This window comes from Arenivirga flava (assembly GCF_030161575.1).
GTDB lineage: Bacteria > Actinomycetota > Actinomycetes > Actinomycetales > Microbacteriaceae > Arenivirga > Arenivirga flava.
In genome coordinates this window covers 2190815-2213237 of sequence record NZ_BSUL01000001.1, presented here as the reverse complement: position 1 = coordinate 2213237, position 22423 = coordinate 2190815, and the positions used below count along the sequence as shown (strand labels likewise).

Genomic DNA, 22423 nt, shown 5'->3' with positions numbered 1-22423 from the left:
CGTGCTCTGGGCGATCCCGATCGGCGCGTTCGCCGGGTGGATGCTCGCCGGGTGGGCGCTCTGCCTGCTGGCCGGCTTCATCGGCGGCGTCGAGGTGCCCATCGTCCCCGTGGCCGCTGCGGCTGTCGCCGCCGTGCTGGTCGCCGCACTCGGAGCGAGCATCGATCGGGCCATCGTCCAAGAGGCGAGCGCTCCGGCGGGCCGCTCGTGAGCATCCGCGTCGACGAGGTCATCCACGCGCCCAACCGCCTCGCCATCTGCGCCCTCCTCTCCAGCGCGGGGGCCGTCGAGTTCGGGGTCATCCGGGACGAGCTCGGCGTCGCGGACTCCGTCGCCAGCAAGCACCTCAAGGTGCTCGTCGACGTCGGGTACGTCAGCACCGAGACCCGCCCGGACGCCACCAGCAAGCGCCCGCGCAACTGGGCCTCCCTCACTGCGACCGGTCGCGACGCCTTCGGCGCCTACGCCGAGCACCTGCAGCGCATCATCGACGCGGCTGGCTCCGCCTGACGGCTCCGACGTCATCGCCTCGTCATGGTGTACGGGCGCGGCGCTGCAGCGTCCACGACAGGACTGGCCGCACCTCGGCCTCGCCGTCGTCGTGATCGCTCTCGGGCTCGTCCTCGGGCGGCGACGGCCGCCCGACCGTTCGCTCGGATCAGCGCGCGCCGACCAGCCGGCCCATCGCAGTGCGGTCGCCGGACGCGGCGCGGTAGCGCTCCATCCGCTCGGCGTTCGCGTCGTAGTGGGCGCCGGCGCGCTGCTCGGCGACATGGTGCAGCGCGTAGACGCGGCCGGGGTGCCGCACCGGGGCTTCGCCGAGCAGCGTCTCGTGGGCGAGGTACCAGGCGGCGTCCTCGAAGCCCCAGCCGCGGAAGCCCTCGTCCTGGCCGCCGTGCGACGCCCAGGTCTCGGGGGTCGCCACGTAGACGCCCGAGCACGCACCGCGCACGAGCTCGAAGTCGCAGTCGGCGAGCGGGGTGCCGGCCGCGAACTGCGCCGAACCGGATGCGCCCAGCCAGTGGTACGCGTCGTACGGCAGGTGCACGCGGCCGCTGGTGCGGGCCGCGGCGATGGCCGCGCGGAGCGGCTCGGGCTCCGGCAGCGTGTCGGCGTCGCCGATCACGACGACGGAGCCCGGCTCCGCCTCGCGCATCGCCCGGTTGCGGCAGGCGGCGAGCACGAACGGCTGGTCGTCGGTGTCGATCGTGCGCACGGCGAGCTCGGGCAGCTGCTCGGCGTACCAGGCGGTCACCCGCTCGAAGGCGGGGATGCGCGACGGCGCGGGCCGCCAGGGCAGTACGACGGTGGCCTCGGGCATGGGGTCAGCGTACCGGCGCGGTCACGCCGACCAGGGGTAGCGGTCGACGCCGCCCTTGCGGGGCTTCGGCCTGCTGTCCGCATTGGGCGCGAACCCGGTCGCGGGCGGGTCGCGCAGCAGCTGCGCCGCATCCGCCGCGTCGAGGAAGCCCTGCCGGTCGAGGTGCGCGAAGCGGCCCTTCGGGTCCCACGGGTCCTGCTTCGGCGGCGGCAGCTCGATCGGCGCCCGCTCGACGAGCGCGATCACGGCAGCGAGCTGGCGGGCGTCGAGCTGCGGTTCGGCGCGCGTCGGCACCGGTACGGAGAAGCGGATGCGCCGACGGTCCCCCAGCGCCAGCCAGAGCTGATCATGGTCGTCGCGGGCGTGCTGGACGGCGCGGTCGATCTCCTCCGGGCTGTGGACCCGCCGGCGCACGCGCCAGGCTCCGCCGTCGGAGCGGATGCGCACCGTCGGCTGCACGAGGAACGCCGCGAGGATGGAACTGAAGAACGTCGCGCCCAGCAGTGCGATGAGCAGCGTCGTCCAGAGCGACGGCTCCGTCACCGCGCGGATGCCCCACAGCACCAGCTGCAGGATCAGCGGCGAGGCGACGAGCAGCAGCGAGGCGACCGAATCCCCGTGCAGCGACAGGAACCGACCCCAGAACCGCAGCCGCGGCAGTGCGACCCACTCCCCCTCGGCGTCGCTCATCCGCTCATCCCCCAGCGCGCTGATCGGGCCGACGGCCTAGGCCGGTGACGGGCGGGTTGCGGACGAGCTCGATCGCGGCCTCGCGGTCGAGGTGGTTCGGGCGGTCGAGGAAGCTGAAGCGGCCCTTCGGGTCGTACGGGTCCGAAGCGCAGCCAGAGTTCGGGGTCATCGCCGCGGCGCGGCAGCTCGATCTGCACGACCCGGCGCACATCCTCCGTCTCGCGCACGCGCTCCCCCACCCGCCAGGCGCTGCCGTCCGCGAGCAGCGCGCGCGGCGGATCGGGCTGCCGCCGCAGGACGAGCCACACGACCAGCAGCGTCGCGAGAACGACCGCAGCGCCGAGCGCCCGATTCCACTCGATGCCGGTGGCCCATGTGATCAGCAGCGTGACGACCTGCGCGACGACGCTGAAGCCGGCGTAGTAGGCGAACATCCGCCACTGCGCCGACCGCTCGTGCACGACGGCCTCGACCGCCCGCTTGGGCGCAGCCGGCAGCGCGATCCAGTCCCCCTCGGCCATCGGCGCCCCCTCCGTCGCGGCTGAAGCTAGGGGCGGTGCGTCCGAGCGGGCGGTGCGTCAGCCGGGTGCGCGCTGCGCGGATGACCGACCTCACTCCCCCGGCCGACGCGCGCATCCGCATCCGCTCGGCAGGCTGGTCGGATGAGCCGATCGCGCCGCGCCTCCGTCATCGCCCTCGTCGTCACGGGTGTTCTCGTGATCGCGATCGGGCTCCTCGGCAGCCTCGAGACCCTGGTCTGGGCGCCGCTCGCCATGACCGACGATGCCTACGACCTCGCGGACATCGAGGGCATCGTCGGCGCCGAGGTCTTCGCAGCCGCCCGGATCGTGATGATCGTCTGGGCGCTCGCCGGGATCGCCGCCGTCGTCGGGATGGCGTGGGTCGTGCGACAGGGGGCGTCGCTGCCGGTGGTGCTGCTGATCGGCGCGGCGCTGGTCTGGCTCGGCCCGTTCTCGCTGGTGTGGGCCGGATTCGGGCTCGGCAACACGATCTCCGACGAGGTGCCGCCCTACGTCGGCTCCTGGTCGCCCGTCGGATTCGCGCTCCACTGGTTCGGCGTCGCGGCGTTCGTCGCGGTGCTGGGGTTCGGCGTGCTGGCGCTCGTCCGAGCCGTGCGTTCCCGGTGACTCACCCGCTCTGCTGGCCGGGCTCGCCGATCGACGTGGACGGTTCCGAGCCCTGACCGAAGAAGAACTCCCCGAGGCCGGCGTGCTCGATGCGGATGTTCCGAGCCCGCAAGCCGCGGGTGAAGGTCAGCCGGCGCAGCGTCGCGTCGGTGTCTCCGGTGCTCATCGCGACGGCGAAGCCGAGACGGTCGGCTCATCGGCGCGGATATGAGCTTCTTATGTCGGAAACGAGATGATCGGCACGTTTCCGCCACCGCCCTACCGGGCGCGGTAGCGCTCGAGCAGCTCGGCCGAAAGGCGTCCGCGTGCCGGCACGTCGACGCCCTGCTCAATCAGCCATGCACGAGCGGCGGACTGCTCACCGGCCGGCGCCGACGTCGCCGCGGAACCGCGGCGCGAGCCGCCGACCTTGCGAGCAGCAGCGGTGAACGGCGCCAGCGCCTCGCGGAGCTCCGCAGCCGCGGACGGAGCGAGGTCGATCTCATAGGCGGCGCCCTCGAGCGCGAACGTCACCGTGACGGCCTCATCGCCGAGCTCGGCGCCGGTGAGGTCGTCGATCACGATGGTGGAGGTTCGCTTGGCCATGCCGTCACCGTATCGGTCGCGACTCCGCGCCGACGTAATCACGCTTATCGGAGTGACGACTGGGACTTCGCGGTCCGGTTGTGGCGCAGCCTGAGCAGCCTATAACCCCACCCAATGGTGGCTGCTGCTTGTGCCTCCAGTCCGGCGAGTGCGATGAGGTCCCGCACCTCTCGCTCAGATCTCAGTCCCGATCCATGAAGCACGAAGGCCTCGAGGTCGACGGCGTAATCGTCTTCGTCGGCTGTCGCCTCGTCGAGCATCTCTGCGAAGATCAGGACCTCGCCGGCGCCTCCAGCCGATGTCGCGGCCTGGGCCTGCTGCACGAGTAGGTGACATCTGATCTGTGGTGCCGAGGGCACCGCTGGAAGGATGTCATTGTGCCCAAGCCCTGTCATCGGTCGTCACCGGCCCGCACTTCTACGCTGTGCCGATGACCGTCCGTACGACATCCTCGCTCCGCCTCGCCCTCTCCAAGCTGTTCGGCAAGGTCGGCACTCGCGCGGCAGTCTTCGGTGTCATCGCCATCGCCTTCGCCCTGGCCGCTGGATTGATCGGCGCCGCCCTGCCCGTGCAGGTGGGTTTCGAGCTCGGTCAGAACTCGGTCGACTCGCTCTTGCAGATCATCGCCACCGCGATGCTCACCGCCACGACGTTCTCCATCACCGCGATGGTCACCGCCTACTCCTCCGCCGCCACGAACGGCACCCCACGAGCCACACAACTGCTGGTCGCCGACCCGACTTCGCAGAACTCGCTGTCGACGTTCGTCGGAGCGTTCGTCTTCGCGATGGTCGGCATCATCGCCCTCTCGACCGGCTACTACACCGAGCAGGGGCGCATCATCCTCTTCCTCGGCACTCTCATCATCATCGCCATCGTCGTCGTCACGCTGATGCGGTGGATCGCCCACCTGGCCCAGTTCGGGCGCATGGCCGACATCATCGACCGCGTCGAACGAGCCGCCTCCGACAGCCTCACCGCCTATGCAGAACGCCCCACGCTCGGCGCGCGTCCCCTGGAGACAATCCCCGCAGGGACACACCCCGTCGCCGCGGACGAGATTGGCTACGTCGTGCACATCGACATAGAACGCCTGCAACGCATTGCCACCAAGCAACGGATGAAGATCTTCATCCTCGCCGACCCGGGACGCACGGCCGAACCCGGCCAGCCGCTCTGCCGAGCCTCGAAGCCCCTTGACGACGACACCGTCGCCGCCATCCGCAACACGTTCTCCATCGCCGCGCACCGCACCTACGACCAAGACCCCCGCATCGGCATCATCGCCCTCGGCGAAATCGGGACCAGAGCGCTCTCCCCAGCCACCAACGACCCCGGCACCGCCATCGAAGTCATCGCCGCCCTCCACCGCGTCTTCACCCGCGCCCTGCGCACCGAGCGCTCGAGCGACCTCGACTTCGACCGCGTGTACCTCACCGCCCCGCACCTCGAATCCCTCGTCGACGACGCCTTCCGGCCACTCGCCCGCGACGGCGCCGCCATGATCGAAGTCCAGATCCGGCTGCAAAAGACCCTCGCCGCCCTGGCAGTCACCGCGCCACAGCGCCGGCACGTGTTCCGGACCAGCTCCACCGACGCGCTACGGCGCGCTCGAGCAGCCATGAACCGCAGCGACTACCGTGCCCTTCGCACCGCGATAACCGAGACCGGCAACCGCTCCCAGAGCTGAGCTTTCAAACGGCGACGCGATGAGCTCGACTCAACCCGGTCGGCACTTTCGAAGCAGGCCGCATCGTGACCGCGGCCGCCCGCAGGCTGGTGCCGGTCCGTGAGCGCTGCCGCCACCCTCTGCCCGGCGTGGTGCAGACCACCAGCGCCTGGACGGCGCGGCCCACGCCTCGCTCAGCCGTGGAGGGTGTCGCGGGGCAGCTCGCCGAAGCGCTCCGCGTAGTGGGCGGCGAAGCGGCCCAGGTGCGCGAAGCCCCAGTTGCGGGCGACGTCGGCGATGGCGGTGCCGGGCTCCGCCGCGCGCAGGTCGTCGCGAACCCGGTCGAGGCGGATCCGGCGCAGATAGTCGACCGGGGTGATCTCGAGGTGCTTGTGGAACGCCGACTGGAGCACGCGCGGTGAGACACCGGCGGCCTCGGCGATCTGGGTGACGTTGACGGGCAGGTGCGCGTTGGCGTGCATGAACTCGATCGCCCGGCGCAGCCGCGCGTTGCCGGGGACCGTGAGTTCCGGTGGGGCGGCGATGGACTCGTGCGGGAACGTCTCGAGCAGCGCGATCGCCGCGGCCCGGTTGGCCTCGCTGCGCAGGATGGCGGAGGCGTTGTCGCTGTAGAGCACCTTCGCCACCGTCGAGACGGTCGCACCCCAACGGCGCAGCGCGTCGCCCTCGGGCACCGCCGTGGTGTCGAACAGCAGCGGCCCCTCGGGGGTGCCCTCGTGCTCGGCGGCGACGCGCTCGAGGAAGGCGCCGTCGAAGTGCATCAGGTTCTGCTTGTGGTCGTGGAACGCGAAGGCGTTGTCGCGGTTGTTGACGAACATCGCCGGACGTCCGTGCTGCAGCGCGACTGGGTCGCCATCGAGGTCGAGCACGCCCTCGCCGGCGGTGATCCAGGTGACGACGTACTCGCCCTCGGTCTCGATCGCACCGCGCATGGAACCGCCGAAGAGGTTGCCGCGCAGGCTCAGCTCGCCGTCGCCGACGCTGGTGTACCGGAAGCCGAAGGCGTCTCCGGTGGGTTCGATCACGAAACCGCGACCGTTGTAGGTGCCCTGGTACATCTCGCGCGCCTGCTCGATGTGGCGGCCCACAATCTCGGAGCGCTCCGGCCCTACCGCGTCGTTATCCATTTCGCGAATCATGACACAGAACCGACGCCTCGGATGCCGAGACAGAAAGCACGACAGGTGCTGGTCAGGCTGGTTTTTCGGGTGTCCCGAGCGCGGCACGCAACGCACCGACGGTTGGAGCACGAAACGCGCGCGGCAACCGAGCGGTGAACGCATTCGAGCCCACCTGGACCTCGACCAGGAAGAGGTCGGCAGCATCGGTGATCGACCATCGGGTGACTTCGCTGAGCAGGAGACGGTCCTGCCGATCGCCGTCGATGACGAGCACGGCGTCAGGGAAGACGAGCACGCCCCCATCAGCGTCAGACGTCGAGGCGGTCACCGCAAAGTCAGCGTCCACGATCGGTGCGCCCAAGTCGAGGAAATCCGGCAGCAGCCCATCGGCATCGGAGAAGTCGATGAAGGACAGAGGCTGCCCTACTTCGCGTCTCGTTTCTACCGTCACGTCTCTCACCAAGATCTCATCGCTACCTGCCCCACCCCCAAGCAAGTGCCAGGCATCGGACTGCGTCTAGTACAGACCACCGCAGGATGCACGGCAACCCAGCGGGGTTGTTTGCAGACGAATCAGTCAGGTGCTCGCAGGGGGCGTTCGGGATGTGGCTATTCGAACAGTTAGGTGATCGAAGGATCGTTAGCGTCACTGACATCGCCGACTCCCTTCGGATGGGAGACGGCAACGACGACGTGAGGACAACGCCATGAGCATCGCACTGCGCACCGCCCCGCTGGCCGGACTGCGCTGGCAGCGTCCGGCCCCCGCGCTCGTGGTCGCGCAGCGCGACGGCGAGCACGCCGGCCTCGTCGAGCAGCGCGCCGGCCGCTTCATCGCCACCGACGCGATCGGCACCGTGATCGGGACCTTCGACACCGAACGCGACGCCCGCGCGGCCCTCGAGCCCGGAGCGCTCGAGCGCCACGAGACCCGGCGCCGCCTGCGAGCGCACGTCGTCATGATCGCCACCGGCATCGCCGCCCTCGCCAGTACCGGCATCGCCGTGACCGGCATGCTCACCCTGCTCGCCTGAACGAGGAGAACACCATCGTGAAGACCACCATCCCCACCGTGCACGAGATGCCCCGCGAGGTCGCCATCGCCGTCGACCACGTCTCCACCTACCAGATGAGCGACGGCCCCCAAGCGGGCATGACCGTCGTCGAAGCGCTCGACGCGCACCGCGTCGTGCTCGCCCGCAGCATCGTCGCCGCGCCCGGCGCCCGTGAGGACATCGCCGACATGACCCTCGCGCGCAGCCCCCTCGAGCGCTGCGCGGCCTGGGCCATCGAACCCATCGGTCGCGGCAAGCGCAGCGCCGCCATGGTCATCCCCCGCCCGAGCGACTCCCGCGGCACCCTGGAGTCCATCCGCGACCGTCACGACATCTCCGCCTGACCGTGAGCACCCTCGCCGACACCCCCGATCTCGCCGCCGAGCTCGACGCCACCCGCGATGCGCTCGACCTCCTCGAGCGCCGCAGCCCGCGACGCTCAGCCCGCCTGCGCCTCGACTTCCTCGACGTGCGCACCGAGCACACCGCCCTGCGCCTGAACGACACCGAGCTGCTCACCGCGATCCGCCGCATCCGCGACGACACCGCCGCCAGCACGCCCCAGCGCGCGATGACCCCCTGAACTCGTGCGCGGGCCTCGGGTGGCCCCCACGACACGTGCGCCGCAGGGGTGCGGCGCACCACGATCCTCTCTCCCGGTAGGGGTGCCGGGAGAGAGGACCTCCTCTCCCCGCGGGCCCACCAGCTGAACGACAGAATGGCGGTTATCGGTGCACAAACTCGGCGGACAGGCCGCTGCGCATCGCGCGTCGCTATGCTCCGCTTCGGGGGCGCAGATGACACGCATGGGACTGTGACGAAGCTCGGCCGATCCAGCGGGCGACGTGACGCGCTGATCGCAGCGGCAACACTGGTGGTGGTCGTCGCACTGGCCGCGTGCACTGCGGCGTTCGGCTGGCACGAGCTAGCGGCACGCCCGCTCACGATCGTGATCGGCGTGACGAGCTGCATCCTCCTGCTCGCCGCCCTGATCACCTTCTATTGGCGCCACTTGCGCACTCGCCCGCAGCAGGGTGCTGACGAACCCCGCTCGGAACCGGAAAACGAGGTGAGCTGATTGAGCGAGCAAAAGCGAAGGCCGAAAGCAAAGTGGAAGTACGGTCCCCTTCGACTCGCGATGCCCTGGATCGCGATCGTCGTGGGCATTGTGCTCGGCCTACGCGGACTGATCGAGTATCAGGCCACGGGCGACCCGCTCTTCATCGCGGTCGGCTTCGGGCTGGCCGCGCTGGGCGTGATCATGTTCTTCGTCTACCGCTGGATGGCGAAGCGCGGTCTCTGACCGCGGCCACGAACATGGGGGTCCCGATGCAGCTACGCGCGGCAGCGCTGATTGCGAGGATGCAACGTGCCGAGCTCGGATAGGAACGGGCTCATCTTCATGGGCATCCTCTTCATCGGCGCCACGGCGCTTCTACTCATCCCAGGCTGGCGAGAAGGTCACGCGCAGGCGGGTTGGACCGGCGCTCTGGGCCTCCCCCTATGGGTGCTCTCGACGTTCCTGATGGTCACCTCCGCGCTCGGAGCCGCACTCATCGTGCGACACCACCGGCGCCGCTGACAGAACAGGCATTATCGGCGCAGGAGGCGACAAATCAACGCCTGCGCGATGTGTTCCACCTTGGTGGCCAGGCGAAGTCGAGGTGCATGCGTTCGCCTTGCCCTCGCGGCGACGACCTTCCGCCAATCATCACGTCGCTCCGCGATCGGAGTGCGTCGGTCTCCTGCAGCCACGGCGTTTTCATAGGCGCAGTATTGCCCGGTTGTCGCCGCCAGCTGTTCGAGCAGATGAGTCGAGAGGATGTATCGCAGCGGAGCGGGAACACCACGACCACCTGGATGAGCGACGAGGCTGACGAACTGAGCCAGTAGAGCACTACTGACGCTTGCGGAGAGTGCTGCGACGTTCTGACGTGATGGAGCCTCGCGGCTCGCTCCCTCGATATACACCGGATCGTCAAGCAGATCAAGCTTGTCGAGTGAGACCTCGTTCGCCAGCAACTGGCCGTTGCATGCCATGCACGGCCTGCCCGGAACGAGAGTATGGGCGCGCCAGATTCCGTTGCGAAGCCGGCCGTCTCCGAACGTGTCCAGAGCGATCCCTCCGTCGATGACGGGGATGAGATCGGCGTACGCAATTCCATTCAGGACGGCTCTCGGCCATGGCCTGTCGACGCAAGAGAAGATCACGTCGTAGTCCAACGCAATCTCGACACCGTCGGGATCCGCAATGCTGACCTCATGGCGACGAATGTCCAACGTGGCTGCGGTTGCTGCTGACATCATGAGCCGTGCCGCTACCTCCACCTTTGCGCGGCCGAGAGCAGCATCAAGACGAGTGGCCCCGATCATGCGGTCTAGATTCCGGGTCTCAACCTCGTCGTAGTCCATAACTCCAACAGTGATCAGACCGGTTGCGGCCAGGCGCTGGGCGACATCCAAACCGACGCTGCCCCCGCCGACGACGAGTACACGCAGCCGCGAGATGGATGCCTGGGCGCGCTCACCCCAGGACGAGATGGTTCGCTCCTGAGCTACCGTTCCACGCGGCGCTGGGCGAACCTCGTCGTTCCAGGTAACGGCAAGCGTCGGAGAGACGACGCGGACTGATTCAGCCCAGGATGGCGCGCTGCGGTCGAACCAAAACCGTGCAGACCACGCGATGTCGCGGCCGCCGAGAGTCATGCCGACGAGCGGCAGTTTCGTGGCAGTACGCGCGATCCGCTCATACTCGGACTCGGTCTCGTGGTCCATGACGGAGAGCCGCTGCCACCCTGTTCCTCGAGGATGCGAGTGAAGCAGCACGATGCCCTCTCCCGCGGCTCGCGCTTCGCTCGCTGCGCGAAGAACGTAGGCGCTCGTGAACGAGGCGTTGCCGTGCACGAGCCGATCGCCTTCTTTAGGGAAGATGATTGAGCGGATCAGGGCGGTGGTTCGCTCCTTCCCAGTGGAGAGGGCGTAGGTAGCGATGAGAACGTCTTCCTGCCCGTCCTCACGCAGGAGGTGGCGTCGCAGCGCCGCCTCCGTCTCACCTGACATCGCGATCGAGTAACGCACCTCAGGCCGCCGCGGCGATTGCGATGGAGACGAATCCGCGCACGTGGCTCAACCATGCTCGAGCAGGAGGAATCGAGGTGTCCACGTAGCTGAAGTCGCGCGAGTGCCGCACAAAGCCAGGAGCGCAATCGGTCGTGTCCATGTTTGTCTGCTCGAAGCGGATCGACTCAGGGAGGTGAATCCAGTGCGGCGGCACGGCGGGCCAGCTCTCGACCTCAGAGATGCTGACCCCGGTGGCTACAGCCTGGCCAACGTGGGAACCGTTGACAGACATGACCTCGTACACGATTCGTGGGCCATCGACTCGGGCCGGCGCGCCCGCAGCGGTCATGTCCAGAACGAATTGCTGGGCGGCGGCAGAAACAGACGGGACCTCGTTCATGCGACACCACCTACGTGCTTAGCGGTCACGAACTCGTCCCCGTCTGCAATGGTGATGAGCTCGGCGTCGGAGAACGCAGCGGGAGCGCCGACGCGGGCAAGGTCGTAATCGGCGGGGCTAACCCCAGCAAGGCGAAGCAGATCAGCTGCAGTCTGGTCTTCGTCGTAGGAACGGAACGGCTCGCCGTCGATGGTGAATCGCACTTCCTGGCGAGTGCGGAGCCGCATGCCGTCAGTGAGGTTGAGGATCTGGCCGTCCTTGACCTTTTCCTCGACACCGTTCTTCCTGACGATGAAGAGATCAAAGATCTTCGGATCCCGGCCAGCAAGGCGCAGCAGCGCTGCCGCCGTCTGGTCTTCATCGATCGTGTCGTAGTGCTTCTCATCGATGTCGAAGCGGATCTTGGTGGGCTTGGGGGTGGTCGGGGTCATAGTGACCCTCCTTCCATATCGGTGGCGAACTGCGTGTTGCCCCTGCATCCGAGCTGGAGCAGGTAGCATGTACCTGTCGGGTAAATCCCATTCTACACCACTTTTCGTTTACCAATGAGGTAAAGCTTGCAGCTCGCATGGTCGTCCCCCCAGCTAGAGGGGTCTTGCTCCTCTAGCGCTCGCCTGCGCGTCTTCGCCGGCGATCAGGCTGTCGCAGCCGAGGACCTTCTCAGCGTCGTAGCGCAAGCACCGCGCCTGGGCGATCTCGCCGGGTTCCGCAGCGTCCGCATGAGCTTTACAGCGGGCAAGCTGACTCTCGCAGTCGAGGAGGTTGACATGCATGCACAAGCACTGAGCTCAGCGGGCTCTCCACGCACCATCACCAGCAAGACATCGGTGTCTGAACACGCCGACGCCGAATCGCTGGTCGTTCACGACCTTCTGATTCGCGGCCGTTCAATTCTTCGACGGGCTAGCTGACCAAGGATCATGGCAAAGTACGCAGCAAGAGAACCCCAGTTTGATTTCGCACCGCGGCCGGGCCGCATGCTGCAGAGAGAACTGGACGCCCACTCGATCAGCCAGGCGCAGCTTGCAGCGCGCACAGGGTTGAGCACGAAGCACATCAACCTCGTCATAAAGGGCACAGCTCCTCTATCACCGGACGTCGCGGTGACCCTGGAGCAAGTGCTCGGCACTTCTGCTGAGACATGGCTGCGCCTGGAGGCCGCGAACCAGACACAACAGGCGAGAGCCGAACGGCTGGGAGCCCTATCAGCCTTCACCGAATGGGCTTCCTCGTTTCCTCGCCGCATCCTGGTCGACCGTGGAATCGTTGATGAAGATGACACCAGCATCGAGGTAGTCCAGAAACTCCTCCGATTCTTCGGAGTTGCGGCTCCTGGCGCTTTTGCCAAGACATGGCTCGAGCCTCAGGCATCTTACAAACGCAGCCAGCTTCTCGATATCGACATGAACCTAACTGCTCTTTGGCTACGACTTTCCGAATTGCACGCTTCGACACTTATCGAACAGGCGCCAGCGTTCGATCCCGAAAAGTTACGCAAGGCGGCAGACCTCATACCGAAGCTGACGACAAAGAAGACGGGGCAGGCTTTCCGCGAAGCACAGGACCTATTGCTCGACTCGGGAGTCGTTCTCGTTTTCGTGCCAGAGATGCCGAACACGCGCATTAGCGGCGTCTCTCGATGGGTCAACGGAACGCCCATGATCGCCGTCACGAGTCGTTATAAGGGGCTCGACAGCTTCTGGTTCACCGTCCTCCATGAAGTTGCTCACGTACTGCTACACCCCAAGAGGAGCACGTTCGTCGATGGCCTTAAGGCTGATGACGACGCAGATGCCCAGGAAGTAGCCGCCAACAAATTTGCAGAAGCCCGCCTGGTCCCTCCCACTCATTTGAAGCAACTACGAGCGGCCACGACCCCGGAAGATATTCGATTGCTGGCCAAGTCATTGGGGATCTCCCCAGGCATCGTGGCCGGTCAGTGGGCATATCAAACCGGCACCTGGGGCGGGCCGATCGCGAAACTTCGCGAACAAGTTGATCTCGCTGAACTGGCGGCTTCGTAGCAGCTTCCACGCGGACGCGTGCTCGCTGGCGGTCTCACAACCGTTGGCTTTCGAGACGTCTCGCTGCGCCTCAGCCGCTGCTCGCGGCGCGCCGTGAAACAGCTCAGAGTCGGATTCCCACAACCACGTCTCGCAACCTCCTGCATCCACAACGTGAGCCGCCGAAGGGTGCGAGACAGCACGTGAGGCCCGCTTCGTCGAATCACTAGCTGCCGATATCCCGAGATACGTTTCGTTTTCCGAAATAAACTGCTCGAATGGGTGGCGTGCTGTCTGTCGAACACTTCCGTGATCTCGTGATCGCCGCGTCGGCGTCGCAGCTTGCCCTCGCGCGGTCGATGCAACTCAGCGACCGCGAGATGTCGGTTCTGTCGCTGGTCGCCTATGCGACCCCCTCCCCGGCTGGCTGACGTTCGGGAACGTCTGGGTCTCAGCGCGGCCGCGACGACCGAGATGATCGACCGCCTCGAGCGGCGGGGGCATGTTCGCCGCATCCGACAGGACGACGACCAGCGAGTCGTTCGGGTCGCGATGACCGAGACGACCCGCCAGACGATCAGCTCCCGGCTGGCCCCGATGCTTCGCGATGTGGGCGTGGTCCTTAGTGAGCTCGACGAAGGCACCGGCCTGCGCATGGCCAAGACGCTTGAACGTGTCGCCGCCGCATACCTGGCGTTCGACCCCCAACCCGACCGGCCCGGCAACGAGGAAGGCGCATGATGACGCAACGGACCGCACTGATCTCAGGGGCGAGCATCGCTGGCCTCTCCACGGCGTACTGGCTCGAGCGCACCGGATGGTCGGTGACGGTCATCGAACGCGCCGAGCGCTTCCGCGAGGGGGCCAGAACGTCGACGTGCGCGGCAGCGCCCGTGAAGTCGTCGACCTCATGGGGTTGACCGACCAGGTGCGCGAGCAGACCACCACCGAAGCCGGCACTCGCTTCGTCAACGACGATGGCGCTGCGATCGGTGAGTTCCCAGCGGAGGAGGGTGTCGATGGTCCGACCGCCGAGCTCGAGATCCTGCGCGGTGATCTTGCCCGCATCATCCGCGATGCGCTCCCCGCAACGGTCTCCATGCAGTTCGGCGTCTCGGTCGACACCGTCGACCAGACCACCAACCAGCCGACCGCGACCCTCACCGACGGCAGCTCGCACACCGTCGACCTCGTCGTCATCGCCGAGGGGGTGCGCTCTCGCACGCGCGAAGCCCTCTTCCCGAGCGGTGTCGAGCTCAACCCGCTCGAGCTCGCCATGGTCTACGGCACCATCACACGCACCGACGGTGACGACCGGTGGTGGAACTGGTTCACCACCAATAAGCAACGACAAGTCACTCTCCGACCCGACAACCGCGGCACCACACGCGCGACCATGGCCTACGTCAGCGCAGAAGACCGACTCAGCGACGCCACGCCGGAGGAACAGATCGCCATCCTCAGAGACGTCTTTACCGATGCCGGCTGGCAAAGCGAGCGCGTGCTCGACGGCTTCGCGGCATCCGATGATATCTACGTCGACTACCTCACCCAGGTGAAGATGAACACCTGGTCGCGCGGCCACGTCGTCGCCACCGGCGACGCAGCATGGTGCGTGACCCCGCTCGGCGGCGGCGGCTGCTCACTCGCCATCACCGGCGGATACGTGCTCGCCGCGTCCCTCAGCACCGAGCCCTCAACGGAGGAGGCCCTGCAGGCGTACGAGGCCTGGATGCGACCGCTCATCGACGACTGCCAGAAGCTCCCGCCGGGAGGGGTTCGGTTGGCCTACCCGAAGACCACCGCCGGCGTGAAAGCATTGCGCGCCGGCATGCGCGCCGCCAGCAGCGGCCCCGTCCGAAAAATCGCGGCGAAGGCCATGGGCGACGTCGCCGATGCCGAACGCCCACTACCCGACATCAGAACGGCCCGACCATGACGATGGACGACGACACCACACGCACCTCAACCGAACTCATAGCGGTCGACGACGCGGCAAGCACACTCCCCACCATCGAGCAGGCCAGCATCCAAGTTGCCCGCTCGGCCAAGTTCGTCACTGCCTACGCCCGAGCAGGCCATGCAGATCAACCTCTCGTGATCGTCACCGTGGAAGACGACCGCGGATACCAACTCGCCCGCTCGACCTACGCGACCAACATCGACCCGCGTCGGGTCTGCGAACACGTACTCGCGCACTCACGGCTCGAGCGATGCAGCCAGTACCGCCCCCACCCGGCCTACCGAGAGACCCGCGTTCAAGCGCTCATCAGCGCCCGCCCCTCAGTCAAGCTGAGCGCCTACGAACGCCTTCGCCAGCAAGGCAGAGCCGTAGCCTGACGACACCGCAACGCTCGAACCTCACCGCCCTGCCTCGGCTATTCGACAGCGACACCCGGGAGCACGGCCTCCACACTCGCGAGACCCTTCGCAGCGCGCCGCTCCTTCGCGCGATATAGCGTCGTCCGGCTCACCCCGAACAGCTCCGCCACCTCGGCCGGGGTCTGCTCCCCCGCATCCAGCAGCGCGAGCGCGTGCGCTTCCTGCGCTGGCTTCAGCTTCGGTGCACGGCCTCGGAGTCGGCCCTTCGCTTTCGCGATCGCCATGCCTTCCTTCGTGCGCTCGCGAATGAGATCGGACTCGAACTCCGCGAACGTCGCCAGCAGCGAGAAGAACATCCGGCCCATCGGACTCGTCGGGTCATAGGTCTGACCACCGATCTGCAGCGCGACGCCCTTCGCGGTGATCGCGTCGGCGAGGTCGTGGAAATCTCGGATCGAGCGCGCGAGACGATCGAGCTTCGTGACCACGAATGTGTCACCCTCACGCGCAGCCGCAAGCGCCTGCTCGAGCGCGATTCGACCGGTCATCGTGCGGCCAGTGCGACCCGCGTCGACGTAGATGCGGTCTTCGGCGACGCCGGCGGCGAGCAGCGCCTCGCGCTGCGATGCCGCATCCTGCTTCGACGTCGACACCCTCGCGTAACCAATCAGCATGTACTGCTCCCTCGGCGCCGAATCGTGTATCGATAGAGGCTCCCTCACCGGACAGATTAGCGTACGGGTCTATCGTGCACTCATCTGGCCAACGCCGGCGGGAGCCCGACTGCATTCCGACAGGTGTACGGAGGACGACGGTCTATCGCACACTCGAAGTAAGTCGAATGCAGGCCGATAGCGTGAACCGTATGTCGTTCGGATTTCCTTGGTTCGCCCTCGTGATCTACGTCGTCGTTCCCGTTCTGACTGCGTCGCTCGCCTATGTGGCTATCCGCTTCGGGGTGCACCACGGGATGCGCTCCGCGTTGCGTGATGCCGATCACCGCCGCTTGCTCGAGCGCCTCGAACTGGAGGAGCCTCCTGGCGACGACGCGCCGCCTGCGCCCTAGCCCTGGTGAGAAGCACCGCAACGCCGAGAGCGTCCGGTGAACCATGGTCATCCGCACACCTGGACGACTATCGCCGGCGCGTAGCGCGAAGTGTTCGTTGGGGCCAGGACTGAAGGTCCGCTGTGCTTGTGGGGCCGACCGGCAGGCTGCGTGCGGGAGCCGGCGGGAAAATGCGGGCCCCGCTCCACAGATTGCACGGAGGCCATCGCATATATTGTGCACAACCTAATTAGGTGTCAGCGCCGGCTATCTCAGTCGTGTCGCCCGACCGCGCTCAGGCGAAAGGAAATCGCATGGCTCATACCACCCATAAAGCCTCTCCCGCGCGGAGAGCAGCTGGCGTTGCCCGGACGGGAGTCCGATTGCTCATGGGTCTCGCCTTGGCGGGAGCTGGGGTGTCCCATCTCACTGTCGCGCGAGAAGAGTTCCAGGCGCAGGTGCCCGAGTTCGTGCCGCTGCCGGTCGATGTCACGGTCGTTGCATCGGGGGTCGCTGAGATCGCGATTGGCGCTGCTTTGGTCGCGGCTCCAAAGCGCGTTCGTCCGCTCGTGGGCTTGGTCACTGCCGCGTTCTTCATCGCCATCTTCCCGGGCAACGTCGCCCAATGGATTCACGGGCGGGACGGATTCGGGCTCGACACGGACGCGGCGCGATTTGGGCGGCTCTTCTTCCAGCCCGTTCTCGTGGCTGGGGCGCTGTGGTCCACAGGGGCGTGGAAAACGCTACGTCAGCGAATGCGGGCGAGGAAGCGTTAGGGCTCAGCTGCCCCGGTCAAGCGCTATTCATCGCTGCAGACCGCGCGGCGGACCATCACCTGGCGCACCTTTTTCGAGCTCGGCAGTGCGTCGCCTGCCTAAGCGAGCCGGGCGCTGTTGGCGATGCTGGTGAGCTCGGCGAGGTGAACTTTGAAGTGATGGGCCGAGCGGCGCGACATGACCGGTCGTGGTCGTGGTCGCTGAGTGCCGCGCACGCCTTTAGTCGGCCGCCACCACGGGCTCGATGGAGATGATGACCCGGTCGGCGCTACGGCGCTGCACGAGCCGGATGAATCGCTCCAGCCTGAGCACAAGCGAGAACTGCACTCCGTACTTGCGCCGCAAGCACCGCAGTGCACGGCGTTCTTGCTCCGCGTCGTCGACAAGGCGACCCACGCCGGGCACCTGGCTCGCGCCGGCCAGGATGCGCCCGAATCGATCGCACACCTGCATCAGGATCCGTCCATCGTTTCTCAACCGACGAACCTTGCCTGTGCGGACTTCGCTCGTGAGAACAAGGTTGCGCCCGTCTGCCGCGATCCACACAGGCGTAGTGACGAGTGCACCGTTGCGGCGGTAGGTGCCCACCGATACGAATTGCGATTGCGCGAGTTCCTGCCACTGGCGGCGATGGGGCGTGTCGTTTCGTTCCGCTGCAGCATCCATGCCGCCAAGCATCGACCATGCGCGGTCTGCACATCACCACCGACCGGCCGCCTTTCCGCTGAGCCGCAAAGAGCGGCACCTGATCGCCGGAGGCTGCGCTCGTCCCCAGCCGCTCTGAGAAGTCCCGATCGGTGCAGGACGGACCGATCTATCCGCACCGGTAGATACCGGGCATCGCAGACGAGCCGCAGGGGGCGCGGAAGCACGCATAGCCGCTCCCATGGTGTGCGATAGGCCATGGTCATCCGCACACGTTCAGCCGAAGTGGTCCGAGCCCAGCGAGGTGAGCGTCTCCGAGAGAATCACTGTCAGTAGCATCGCGTGTTCTCCGGTCGGATCGAGGTCAGGGTCGAAGACGGTGACCGATGCTCCGACTGCTCCGGGCGCGAGGATGGCCAGAAGCTCCGCCAACTCGTCGGGGTTGAGTCCGCCGTCATCTGGGCTGTCGACGGCTGGCATCCATCGGGGATCGAGGATGTCGACGTCGAGCTGTAGCCAGTACCCGTGCGGTCCACTGACGCTCTTGGCCGCCAGGACACTGCCGTTCATGCCGCGGCCGCGCGCGGCTGCGGCGGACAGGGTGAGCCCGAGCACGCTCGACGCCTCCGGTGCCTCAAGGTCGTTGTCGCGGTGGCCGATGTGGGCGGTGGCCGATGCCGAGAAGTACGGTGCGCGTCCGTCGATATCACCGATCGCTGGCCAATGGAGGCCGACCGCGGCGGCGAGGTCCTCGCCGGCGACGCTCGCGCACTCGTCGCTATTGCCGGGGTGTCGGAAGTCGGTATGCCCGTCGAGGTGCACGAGGCCGTGAGAACCGCGAGTGGACAGGGCGTGGCCGGCGGCGAGGAGAATGCTGCAATCACCGCCGATGACGAGCGGCGCAGCGCCCCGGCGCAGCGCGGAATCGATGCGGTGACTGAGGCGCCGGGTGAAGTCGATGATCGCGGCTTCATTGCGGACGTGGCCCGGGGCGGGGTCGGTGCCGACGTATCGAGCGGGCAGTACTGCGCCAGCGTCGACGGCTCCTTGTGCAGCCAGCCGCTCATAGAGGCCGGCTTCACGTAGCGCCTCTGGTGCTTTCGCCGTGCCAGGGGCGGCTCCGAGCTCAGGAGGCCGCAGCCCTAGATTCGTCGGCGCCGTGATGAGCTCGATCATCGTGCCAGCTTCGCAGCTTCCCTCGGTTGAGAGTGGCGTCGACGAGGTGTGCGATAGACCGTGGCTGTCCGTGCACGTACACGCTGGTGGTGACGCCCGGCTCCCGCAAGCAAACCTCAGCCCGAGAGGAGAGGAGTCGGACAGAGGACGCCGCGATACTTAAGTGATCGGCTCTAGGAGCCCTTGGAGACGCTTTGCGACCACCCCTGAGCCTTGGTCCCCGTTGGAGCCGCCGGCTCGCAGGAGTACCGGTAAATCATCAGAGACGCCGAACGCCTAAACGACCAAAAGGACGTAGATCGAAGCTACCCAACATGCCGAGGCCGCCCCGATAACAACCCATTGAAGCCAACGAGCCAGTCGCTGAAAGAGAGACCCTACGAGAAGCCCCCCAACCCCCGAAACTACTGTTGCAGGGAAGAGAAGCATGAACAGCAACCAACCGTTGTTACCGATTGTGATCGCCAACCCAATACTGATGATTGCTGAAAGCAGGGCCGCCAGGCCGAATGCGGCAATGAGCCGTACAGGCAGTGGAAGATCGAGCTTCTCCAGCAAGATCTGCACCGGCCACAAGATAGCGAGCGCTGCGAGGATGGCGATCGGCCAGCCGATCGCGAAGGCAGCGGCGAACAGCCGGTACTGCGGCCCTGTCGCCGGGATAATCGCCGTATACCCGACAGCGCCAAGCATGACGCAGATGGAGACGCCGGCCAGCAGCGACAGGAGGCGCTGCTGACCGGTCGTCCTCAAACTAGAAGTGCTCACGTGCTCCTTAGTAGGTCTTCGACAGGTTGACGGTCTCTGACCCGCAGGCGCCGGTCAAGCAGTGGAAGCCCTGGTTGCTGAGCTGACCGATAGTGCGCCAAAACTCGGCGCCGGTGTTGTTCCAGCGTCCGTAGATCTCGTGGCGCGGGACCGGGTAGCGCCAGCCTACGGTTTCGATGAGACCGTTCCGGTACATGCGCACGTCGACCGAGTAGCTGATTGCGCCGGCAGCGCAGAAGGGGTTCGTGACCTCGTGGTTGATGCGAGCTCCGGCGAAGCTACCGGACATCTGCAGGTTGGTGACCGAAATTCCGTTCACCGAGGCGGTGCGGGTCTCGATCAGGCTGTTGCCCTCGTAGAGCTTGGTCGGCGAAACGTCCTTGACGTAAGACATGCCATCGGGGCTGTCCCAGTTCGCGTAGAGGAACACCGAACTCCGGTATGTCGTGAGATCGAAGGGCGTCGACGCAGGCGGCGTCGCCCATGACCGATCATCGCCACTGAAGGATCTGTTGGGCTTGAAAGCCTGACCGCATCCCCAAGTGGTCGCCAGGTCCATGGAGACGCGGTTGTCGGGAATGAAGGTCCGGTAGAGATAGGCGGTTCCGTACGGCTGGTACGTCATCGGCGACATGCTCGTCTGGTTCTCGCCGCGTTCTCCGAGCGTCGTAATGGGGATGGTGCGTGTGATGATCGACTTACCCTGGGCGTCGAAGGAAGTGACCTCGTAAAGGAAGTCCGTCCCGGCGATCAGTCCTTCATCCAAAAACTCAGTTGCCGTGCCTTCCCAGATCGGCTCGCCATCACGAACTACTTCGTAGGCGGTCGCCTCGTCTGAGTCCACCCACGCAAATGCGGCGCTAGTGGACGTGACTGCTTCAGCGAAGAACGGGGCGAAGTCGGCGTCGTCGACCGCAGCGGCCTCGAGCACACCTTCTTCTCGGTCGCTCTCGCCAGTGGTCAAGTACTCCGGAGGTGCTTCCAGGCGCGCGTCCCTTGCTGCATCGATCTCCGCCTGTGTTGGTGCGACCGGAGGTGCCAGCGGCGGACCGGCGTAGACGACAGCCTCGATGGCTTCCCCACCGCTCAAGGTCGCCTCGAGAGTTGTCTCAGCCTCGGTCTCCTCAGTTATCTGAGTGGCCACCTCGCTACCGTCCTCAGAGAAAATACGAGCGACGCCCTCATCGAATGCGATCGAGACCGCTTCAGGGCCTGAGTTTGCGTTCGCAGCGCCGACCGTTCCGCCGACTAGCGCCAACGTTGCAACTCCGATGACGCAAACACGCACGGACTTTAGTTTTAGAAACGACATCATGCCCCCGATGAAGTTACATATTGGTCGAGTGTCGCCTAAATTCTGGCGTACCGCAATGCTCCTCTCCAGGGCGCCCGAGGCTCATTCGGCGACAGTCCGGCCGTCGGAGCTATGGCGCACGGGGATGCCAAAGTGGCCGTCCTTGGCGCCGATCGGGGATGTCCAGCAGCCGAGCGCTGCAGATCCCGCAACGCTTTCGTCGCGTTGTCAGTAGCCACGGCGGGGGACAGCCATCGACTAGTTGTACTTCCTCGGGAGGTTGTGAACGTTGGGGTCGTTAGCGAAGGCCTCCGGGACGATGTGAGTTACGACACACACCACCATCCACGGAGGCCTTCGTGACCCACGCTAACGCGCCATTCACCCCGGAGGGCAGGACTCGTCTTGCCCGGTTGATCGTCGAGGAGGGCTGGTCGGTGCGCCGTGCTGCGGAGCGGTTTCAGTGCTCGCCCGCGACCGCGTCGCGTTGGGCTGCCCGGTTCCGGGCCGGGCAGGCGATGACGGACCGGTCCTCAACGCCGCATCGTTCGCCATCGCGGACGACGCGGCGGCGGGAGCGGCGGATCGTCGCGCTGAGGTTCACCCGCCGTTGGGGTCCGCACCGCATCGGCTACCGCTTGCGCATCCCGCGCTCCACGGTCGAGCGGGTCCTGGCCCGCTACCGGATGCCACGCCTGGTGCATCTCGATCAGGCCACCGGGCTCCCCGTTCGCAAGGCTGCCCCGGTCCGGATGGAGGCGACCCGGCCGGGCGAGCTGGTCCACATCGATATCAAGAAGCTCGGGCGCATCCCTGACGGCGGCGGGCACCGGATGCTCGGCCGCACGGTCGGGAACCGGCACAACAAGAAGCGGGGCCGGGGTTACGCGTTCCTGCATCACGCGATCGACAGCTACTCGAGGTTGGTCTACTCCGAGCAGCACACGGACGAGCGCAAGGAGACCGCGGCCGGGTTCTGGTTGCGGGCGCGGGCGTTCTTCGAGACCGCGGGCTTCACCGTCAGCGCGGTGATGACCGATAACGGCTCTTGCTACCGCTCCCGCGCCTTCGCAACGGCGCTCGGCGACGTCAAGCATCGCCGCACACGCCCCTATCGGCCACAGACGAACGGGAAGGTCGAGCGCTTCAACCGCACCCTCGCGACCGAGTGGGCCTACGAACGGCTCTACTCCACCGACGAAGCCCGCTCAGCGACCTACGCCGACTGGATCCACCACTACAACCACCACCGGCCCCACACCGGCATCGACGGGCTCACGCCCGCCGACCGCGTTCACAACCTCACTGGGAACTACAACTAGTC

At 66.5% G+C, this 22423-nt stretch carries 35 protein-coding genes; 19 read left to right on the top strand and 16 right to left on the bottom strand.

Annotation, left to right across the window (positions count from 1 at the left end; all coding sequences use genetic code 11):
* Position 1: 1 nt before the first annotated feature.
* On the top strand, positions 2-211 hold the full coding sequence (locus QQK26_RS10625; RefSeq protein WP_284232525.1) for a hypothetical protein: 210 nt from the start codon (positions 2-4) through the stop codon (positions 209-211).
* Positions 208-510: a transcriptional regulator gene (locus QQK26_RS10620; RefSeq protein WP_284232523.1), complete on the top strand. Its 303-nt coding sequence runs from the start codon at positions 208-210 to the stop codon at positions 508-510. Before QQK26_RS10625 ends, QQK26_RS10620 begins: the two co-directional genes overlap by 4 nt.
* Before the next feature lie 148 nt (positions 511-658).
* Here QQK26_RS10620 and QQK26_RS10615 read toward each other — a convergent pair whose 3' ends face one another.
* From QQK26_RS10615 to QQK26_RS10605, 3 genes are read right to left on the bottom strand one after another with little or no spacing between them, the layout of a single operon-like run.
* Positions 659-1321, bottom strand: coding sequence for a hypothetical protein (locus QQK26_RS10615; RefSeq protein WP_284232521.1), 663 nt, complete (start codon positions 1319-1321; stop codon positions 659-661).
* Positions 1322-1342: 21 nt separating this feature from the next.
* Positions 1343-2011 (bottom strand): hypothetical protein, encoded by a 669-nt coding sequence (locus QQK26_RS10610; protein ID WP_284232519.1) that lies wholly within the window; start codon positions 2009-2011, stop codon positions 1343-1345.
* Positions 2008-2532, bottom strand: a complete 525-nt coding sequence (locus tag QQK26_RS10605) for a hypothetical protein (RefSeq protein ID WP_284232517.1) — start codon at positions 2530-2532, stop codon at positions 2008-2010. Before QQK26_RS10605 ends, QQK26_RS10610 begins: the two co-directional genes overlap by 4 nt.
* Before the next feature lie 141 nt (positions 2533-2673).
* On the opposite strand from QQK26_RS10605, the gene QQK26_RS10600 reads away from it, so the two are divergent.
* Positions 2674-3159, top strand: a complete 486-nt coding sequence (locus tag QQK26_RS10600; protein ID WP_284232516.1) for a hypothetical protein — start codon at positions 2674-2676, stop codon at positions 3157-3159.
* Between the two features lies 1 nt (position 3160).
* Here the strand turns inward: QQK26_RS10600 and QQK26_RS10595 are convergent, their stop codons facing one another.
* The 3 genes from QQK26_RS10595 to QQK26_RS10585 all read right to left on the bottom strand — a co-directional run bounded on the left by QQK26_RS10595 (position 3161) and on the right by QQK26_RS10585 (position 4067).
* The gene (locus QQK26_RS10595; RefSeq protein WP_284232514.1) at positions 3161-3325 is read right to left on the bottom strand and encodes a hypothetical protein; all 165 of its coding nucleotides are present in this window, start codon (positions 3323-3325) and stop codon (positions 3161-3163) included.
* Between the two features lie 92 nt (positions 3326-3417).
* Positions 3418-3744: a histone-like nucleoid-structuring protein Lsr2 gene (locus tag QQK26_RS10590; RefSeq protein ID WP_284232512.1), complete on the bottom strand. Its 327-nt coding sequence runs from the start codon at positions 3742-3744 to the stop codon at positions 3418-3420.
* A 44-nt stretch (positions 3745-3788) separates the two neighbouring features.
* Positions 3789-4067, bottom strand: a complete 279-nt coding sequence (locus tag QQK26_RS10585) for a hypothetical protein (RefSeq protein WP_284232511.1) — start codon at positions 4065-4067, stop codon at positions 3789-3791.
* A gap of 23 nt (positions 4068-4090) precedes the next feature.
* On the opposite strand from QQK26_RS10585, the gene QQK26_RS10580 reads away from it, so the two are divergent.
* Positions 4091-5434 (top strand): DUF2254 domain-containing protein, encoded by a 1344-nt coding sequence (locus QQK26_RS10580; RefSeq protein WP_284232509.1) that lies wholly within the window; start codon positions 4091-4093, stop codon positions 5432-5434.
* 173 nt (positions 5435-5607) lie between these two features.
* Here QQK26_RS10580 and QQK26_RS10575 read toward each other — a convergent pair whose 3' ends face one another.
* Together QQK26_RS10575 and QQK26_RS10570 are read right to left on the bottom strand one after the other, a co-directional pair.
* Entirely contained in the window at positions 5608-6561 is a 954-nt protein-coding gene (locus tag QQK26_RS10575) for a helix-turn-helix transcriptional regulator (protein WP_284232507.1), read from the bottom strand.
* A 64-nt stretch (positions 6562-6625) separates the two neighbouring features.
* On the bottom strand, positions 6626-7015 hold the full coding sequence (locus QQK26_RS10570) for a hypothetical protein (RefSeq protein ID WP_284232505.1): 390 nt from the start codon (positions 7013-7015) through the stop codon (positions 6626-6628).
* 247 nt (positions 7016-7262) lie between these two features.
* Here QQK26_RS10570 and QQK26_RS10565 point away from each other — a divergent pair, with 247 nt between their 5' ends.
* The 6 genes from QQK26_RS10565 to QQK26_RS10540 all read left to right on the top strand — a co-directional run bounded on the left by QQK26_RS10565 (position 7263) and on the right by QQK26_RS10540 (position 9192).
* Positions 7263-7589, top strand: coding sequence for a hypothetical protein (locus tag QQK26_RS10565; protein WP_284232118.1), 327 nt, complete (start codon positions 7263-7265; stop codon positions 7587-7589).
* A 17-nt stretch (positions 7590-7606) separates the two neighbouring features.
* Entirely contained in the window at positions 7607-7954 is a 348-nt protein-coding gene (locus QQK26_RS10560) for a hypothetical protein (RefSeq protein WP_284232503.1), read from the top strand.
* 2 nt (positions 7955-7956) lie between these two features.
* A complete protein-coding gene (locus tag QQK26_RS10555; protein WP_284232122.1) occupies positions 7957-8193 on the top strand; it encodes a hypothetical protein in 237 nt (78 codons plus the stop codon).
* 231 nt (positions 8194-8424) lie between these two features.
* A complete protein-coding gene (locus QQK26_RS10550; RefSeq protein ID WP_284232502.1) occupies positions 8425-8688 on the top strand; it encodes a hypothetical protein in 264 nt (87 codons plus the stop codon).
* A 60-nt stretch (positions 8689-8748) separates the two neighbouring features.
* Positions 8749-8913, top strand: coding sequence for a hypothetical protein (locus QQK26_RS10545; protein ID WP_284232500.1), 165 nt, complete (start codon positions 8749-8751; stop codon positions 8911-8913).
* Positions 8914-8979: 66 nt separating this feature from the next.
* Positions 8980-9192, top strand: coding sequence for a hypothetical protein (locus QQK26_RS10540; RefSeq protein WP_284232498.1), 213 nt, complete (start codon positions 8980-8982; stop codon positions 9190-9192).
* An 11-nt stretch (positions 9193-9203) separates the two neighbouring features.
* Here the strand turns inward: QQK26_RS10540 and QQK26_RS10535 are convergent, their stop codons facing one another.
* The 3 genes from QQK26_RS10535 to QQK26_RS10525 are packed head-to-tail and all read right to left on the bottom strand — an operon-like array spanning position 9204 to position 11501.
* Positions 9204-10688 carry a ThiF family adenylyltransferase gene (locus tag QQK26_RS10535; RefSeq protein WP_284232497.1) on the bottom strand — a complete coding sequence of 495 codons (1485 nt, stop codon included), beginning with the start codon at positions 10686-10688 and terminating at the stop codon, positions 9204-9206.
* A 1-nt stretch (position 10689) separates the two neighbouring features.
* Positions 10690-11070, bottom strand: coding sequence for a hypothetical protein (locus tag QQK26_RS10530; RefSeq protein ID WP_284232495.1), 381 nt, complete (start codon positions 11068-11070; stop codon positions 10690-10692).
* Positions 11067-11501 carry a hypothetical protein gene (locus QQK26_RS10525; RefSeq protein ID WP_284232493.1) on the bottom strand — a complete coding sequence of 145 codons (435 nt, stop codon included), beginning with the start codon at positions 11499-11501 and terminating at the stop codon, positions 11067-11069. Before QQK26_RS10525 ends, QQK26_RS10530 begins: the two co-directional genes overlap by 4 nt.
* A gap of 489 nt (positions 11502-11990) precedes the next feature.
* Between QQK26_RS10525 and QQK26_RS10520 the strand changes: the two genes are divergently transcribed.
* From QQK26_RS10520 to QQK26_RS10500, 6 genes are all read left to right on the top strand, one after another.
* On the top strand, positions 11991-13094 hold the full coding sequence (locus QQK26_RS10520) for a HigA family addiction module antitoxin (protein ID WP_284232490.1): 1104 nt from the start codon (positions 11991-11993) through the stop codon (positions 13092-13094).
* Positions 13095-13351: 257 nt separating this feature from the next.
* Entirely contained in the window at positions 13352-13504 is a 153-nt protein-coding gene (locus QQK26_RS10515) for a hypothetical protein (RefSeq protein ID WP_284232488.1), read from the top strand.
* Positions 13479-13814: a MarR family transcriptional regulator gene (locus QQK26_RS10510; protein ID WP_284232486.1), complete on the top strand. Its 336-nt coding sequence runs from the start codon at positions 13479-13481 to the stop codon at positions 13812-13814. Before QQK26_RS10515 ends, QQK26_RS10510 begins: the two co-directional genes overlap by 26 nt.
* Positions 13811-13993 (top strand): FAD-dependent oxidoreductase, encoded by a 183-nt coding sequence (locus QQK26_RS16510; RefSeq protein WP_431308001.1) that lies wholly within the window; start codon positions 13811-13813, stop codon positions 13991-13993. The genes QQK26_RS10510 and QQK26_RS16510 overlap by 4 nt, the downstream gene beginning before the upstream one ends.
* Positions 13951-15012 carry an FAD-dependent monooxygenase gene (locus QQK26_RS10505; RefSeq protein ID WP_284232484.1) on the top strand — a complete coding sequence of 354 codons (1062 nt, stop codon included), beginning with the start codon at positions 13951-13953 and terminating at the stop codon, positions 15010-15012. The genes QQK26_RS16510 and QQK26_RS10505 overlap by 43 nt, the downstream gene beginning before the upstream one ends.
* Before the next feature lie 2 nt (positions 15013-15014).
* Positions 15015-15413 (top strand): hypothetical protein, encoded by a 399-nt coding sequence (locus QQK26_RS10500; RefSeq protein WP_284232482.1) that lies wholly within the window; start codon positions 15015-15017, stop codon positions 15411-15413.
* A 38-nt stretch (positions 15414-15451) separates the two neighbouring features.
* Here the strand turns inward: QQK26_RS10500 and QQK26_RS10495 are convergent, their stop codons facing one another.
* Positions 15452-16069, bottom strand: a complete 618-nt coding sequence (locus QQK26_RS10495) for a recombinase family protein (protein ID WP_284232475.1) — start codon at positions 16067-16069, stop codon at positions 15452-15454.
* A 221-nt stretch (positions 16070-16290) separates the two neighbouring features.
* On the opposite strand from QQK26_RS10495, the gene QQK26_RS10490 reads away from it, so the two are divergent.
* Positions 16291-16461 (top strand): hypothetical protein, encoded by a 171-nt coding sequence (locus QQK26_RS10490; protein ID WP_284232473.1) that lies wholly within the window; start codon positions 16291-16293, stop codon positions 16459-16461.
* A 293-nt stretch (positions 16462-16754) separates the two neighbouring features.
* A complete protein-coding gene (locus QQK26_RS10485; protein WP_284232472.1) occupies positions 16755-17216 on the top strand; it encodes a DoxX family protein in 462 nt (153 codons plus the stop codon).
* Between the two features lie 219 nt (positions 17217-17435).
* Here QQK26_RS10485 and QQK26_RS10480 read toward each other — a convergent pair whose 3' ends face one another.
* From QQK26_RS10480 to QQK26_RS10465, 4 genes are all read right to left on the bottom strand, one after another.
* Positions 17436-17882, bottom strand: a complete 447-nt coding sequence (locus QQK26_RS10480) for a PPOX class F420-dependent oxidoreductase (RefSeq protein ID WP_284232470.1) — start codon at positions 17880-17882, stop codon at positions 17436-17438.
* A gap of 255 nt (positions 17883-18137) precedes the next feature.
* On the bottom strand, positions 18138-19037 hold the full coding sequence (locus QQK26_RS10475) for an arginase family protein (protein WP_284232468.1): 900 nt from the start codon (positions 19035-19037) through the stop codon (positions 18138-18140).
* 276 nt (positions 19038-19313) lie between these two features.
* Entirely contained in the window at positions 19314-19805 is a 492-nt protein-coding gene (locus QQK26_RS10470; protein ID WP_284232466.1) for a hypothetical protein, read from the bottom strand.
* Positions 19806-19812: 7 nt separating this feature from the next.
* The gene (locus QQK26_RS10465) at positions 19813-20949 is read right to left on the bottom strand and encodes a hypothetical protein (protein ID WP_284232464.1); all 1137 of its coding nucleotides are present in this window, start codon (positions 20947-20949) and stop codon (positions 19813-19815) included.
* 509 nt (positions 20950-21458) lie between these two features.
* On the opposite strand from QQK26_RS10465, the gene QQK26_RS10460 reads away from it, so the two are divergent.
* Positions 21459-22421 (top strand): IS481 family transposase, encoded by a 963-nt coding sequence (locus QQK26_RS10460; protein ID WP_284232462.1) that lies wholly within the window; start codon positions 21459-21461, stop codon positions 22419-22421.
* The last annotated feature ends 2 nt before the right edge of the window (positions 22422-22423 follow it).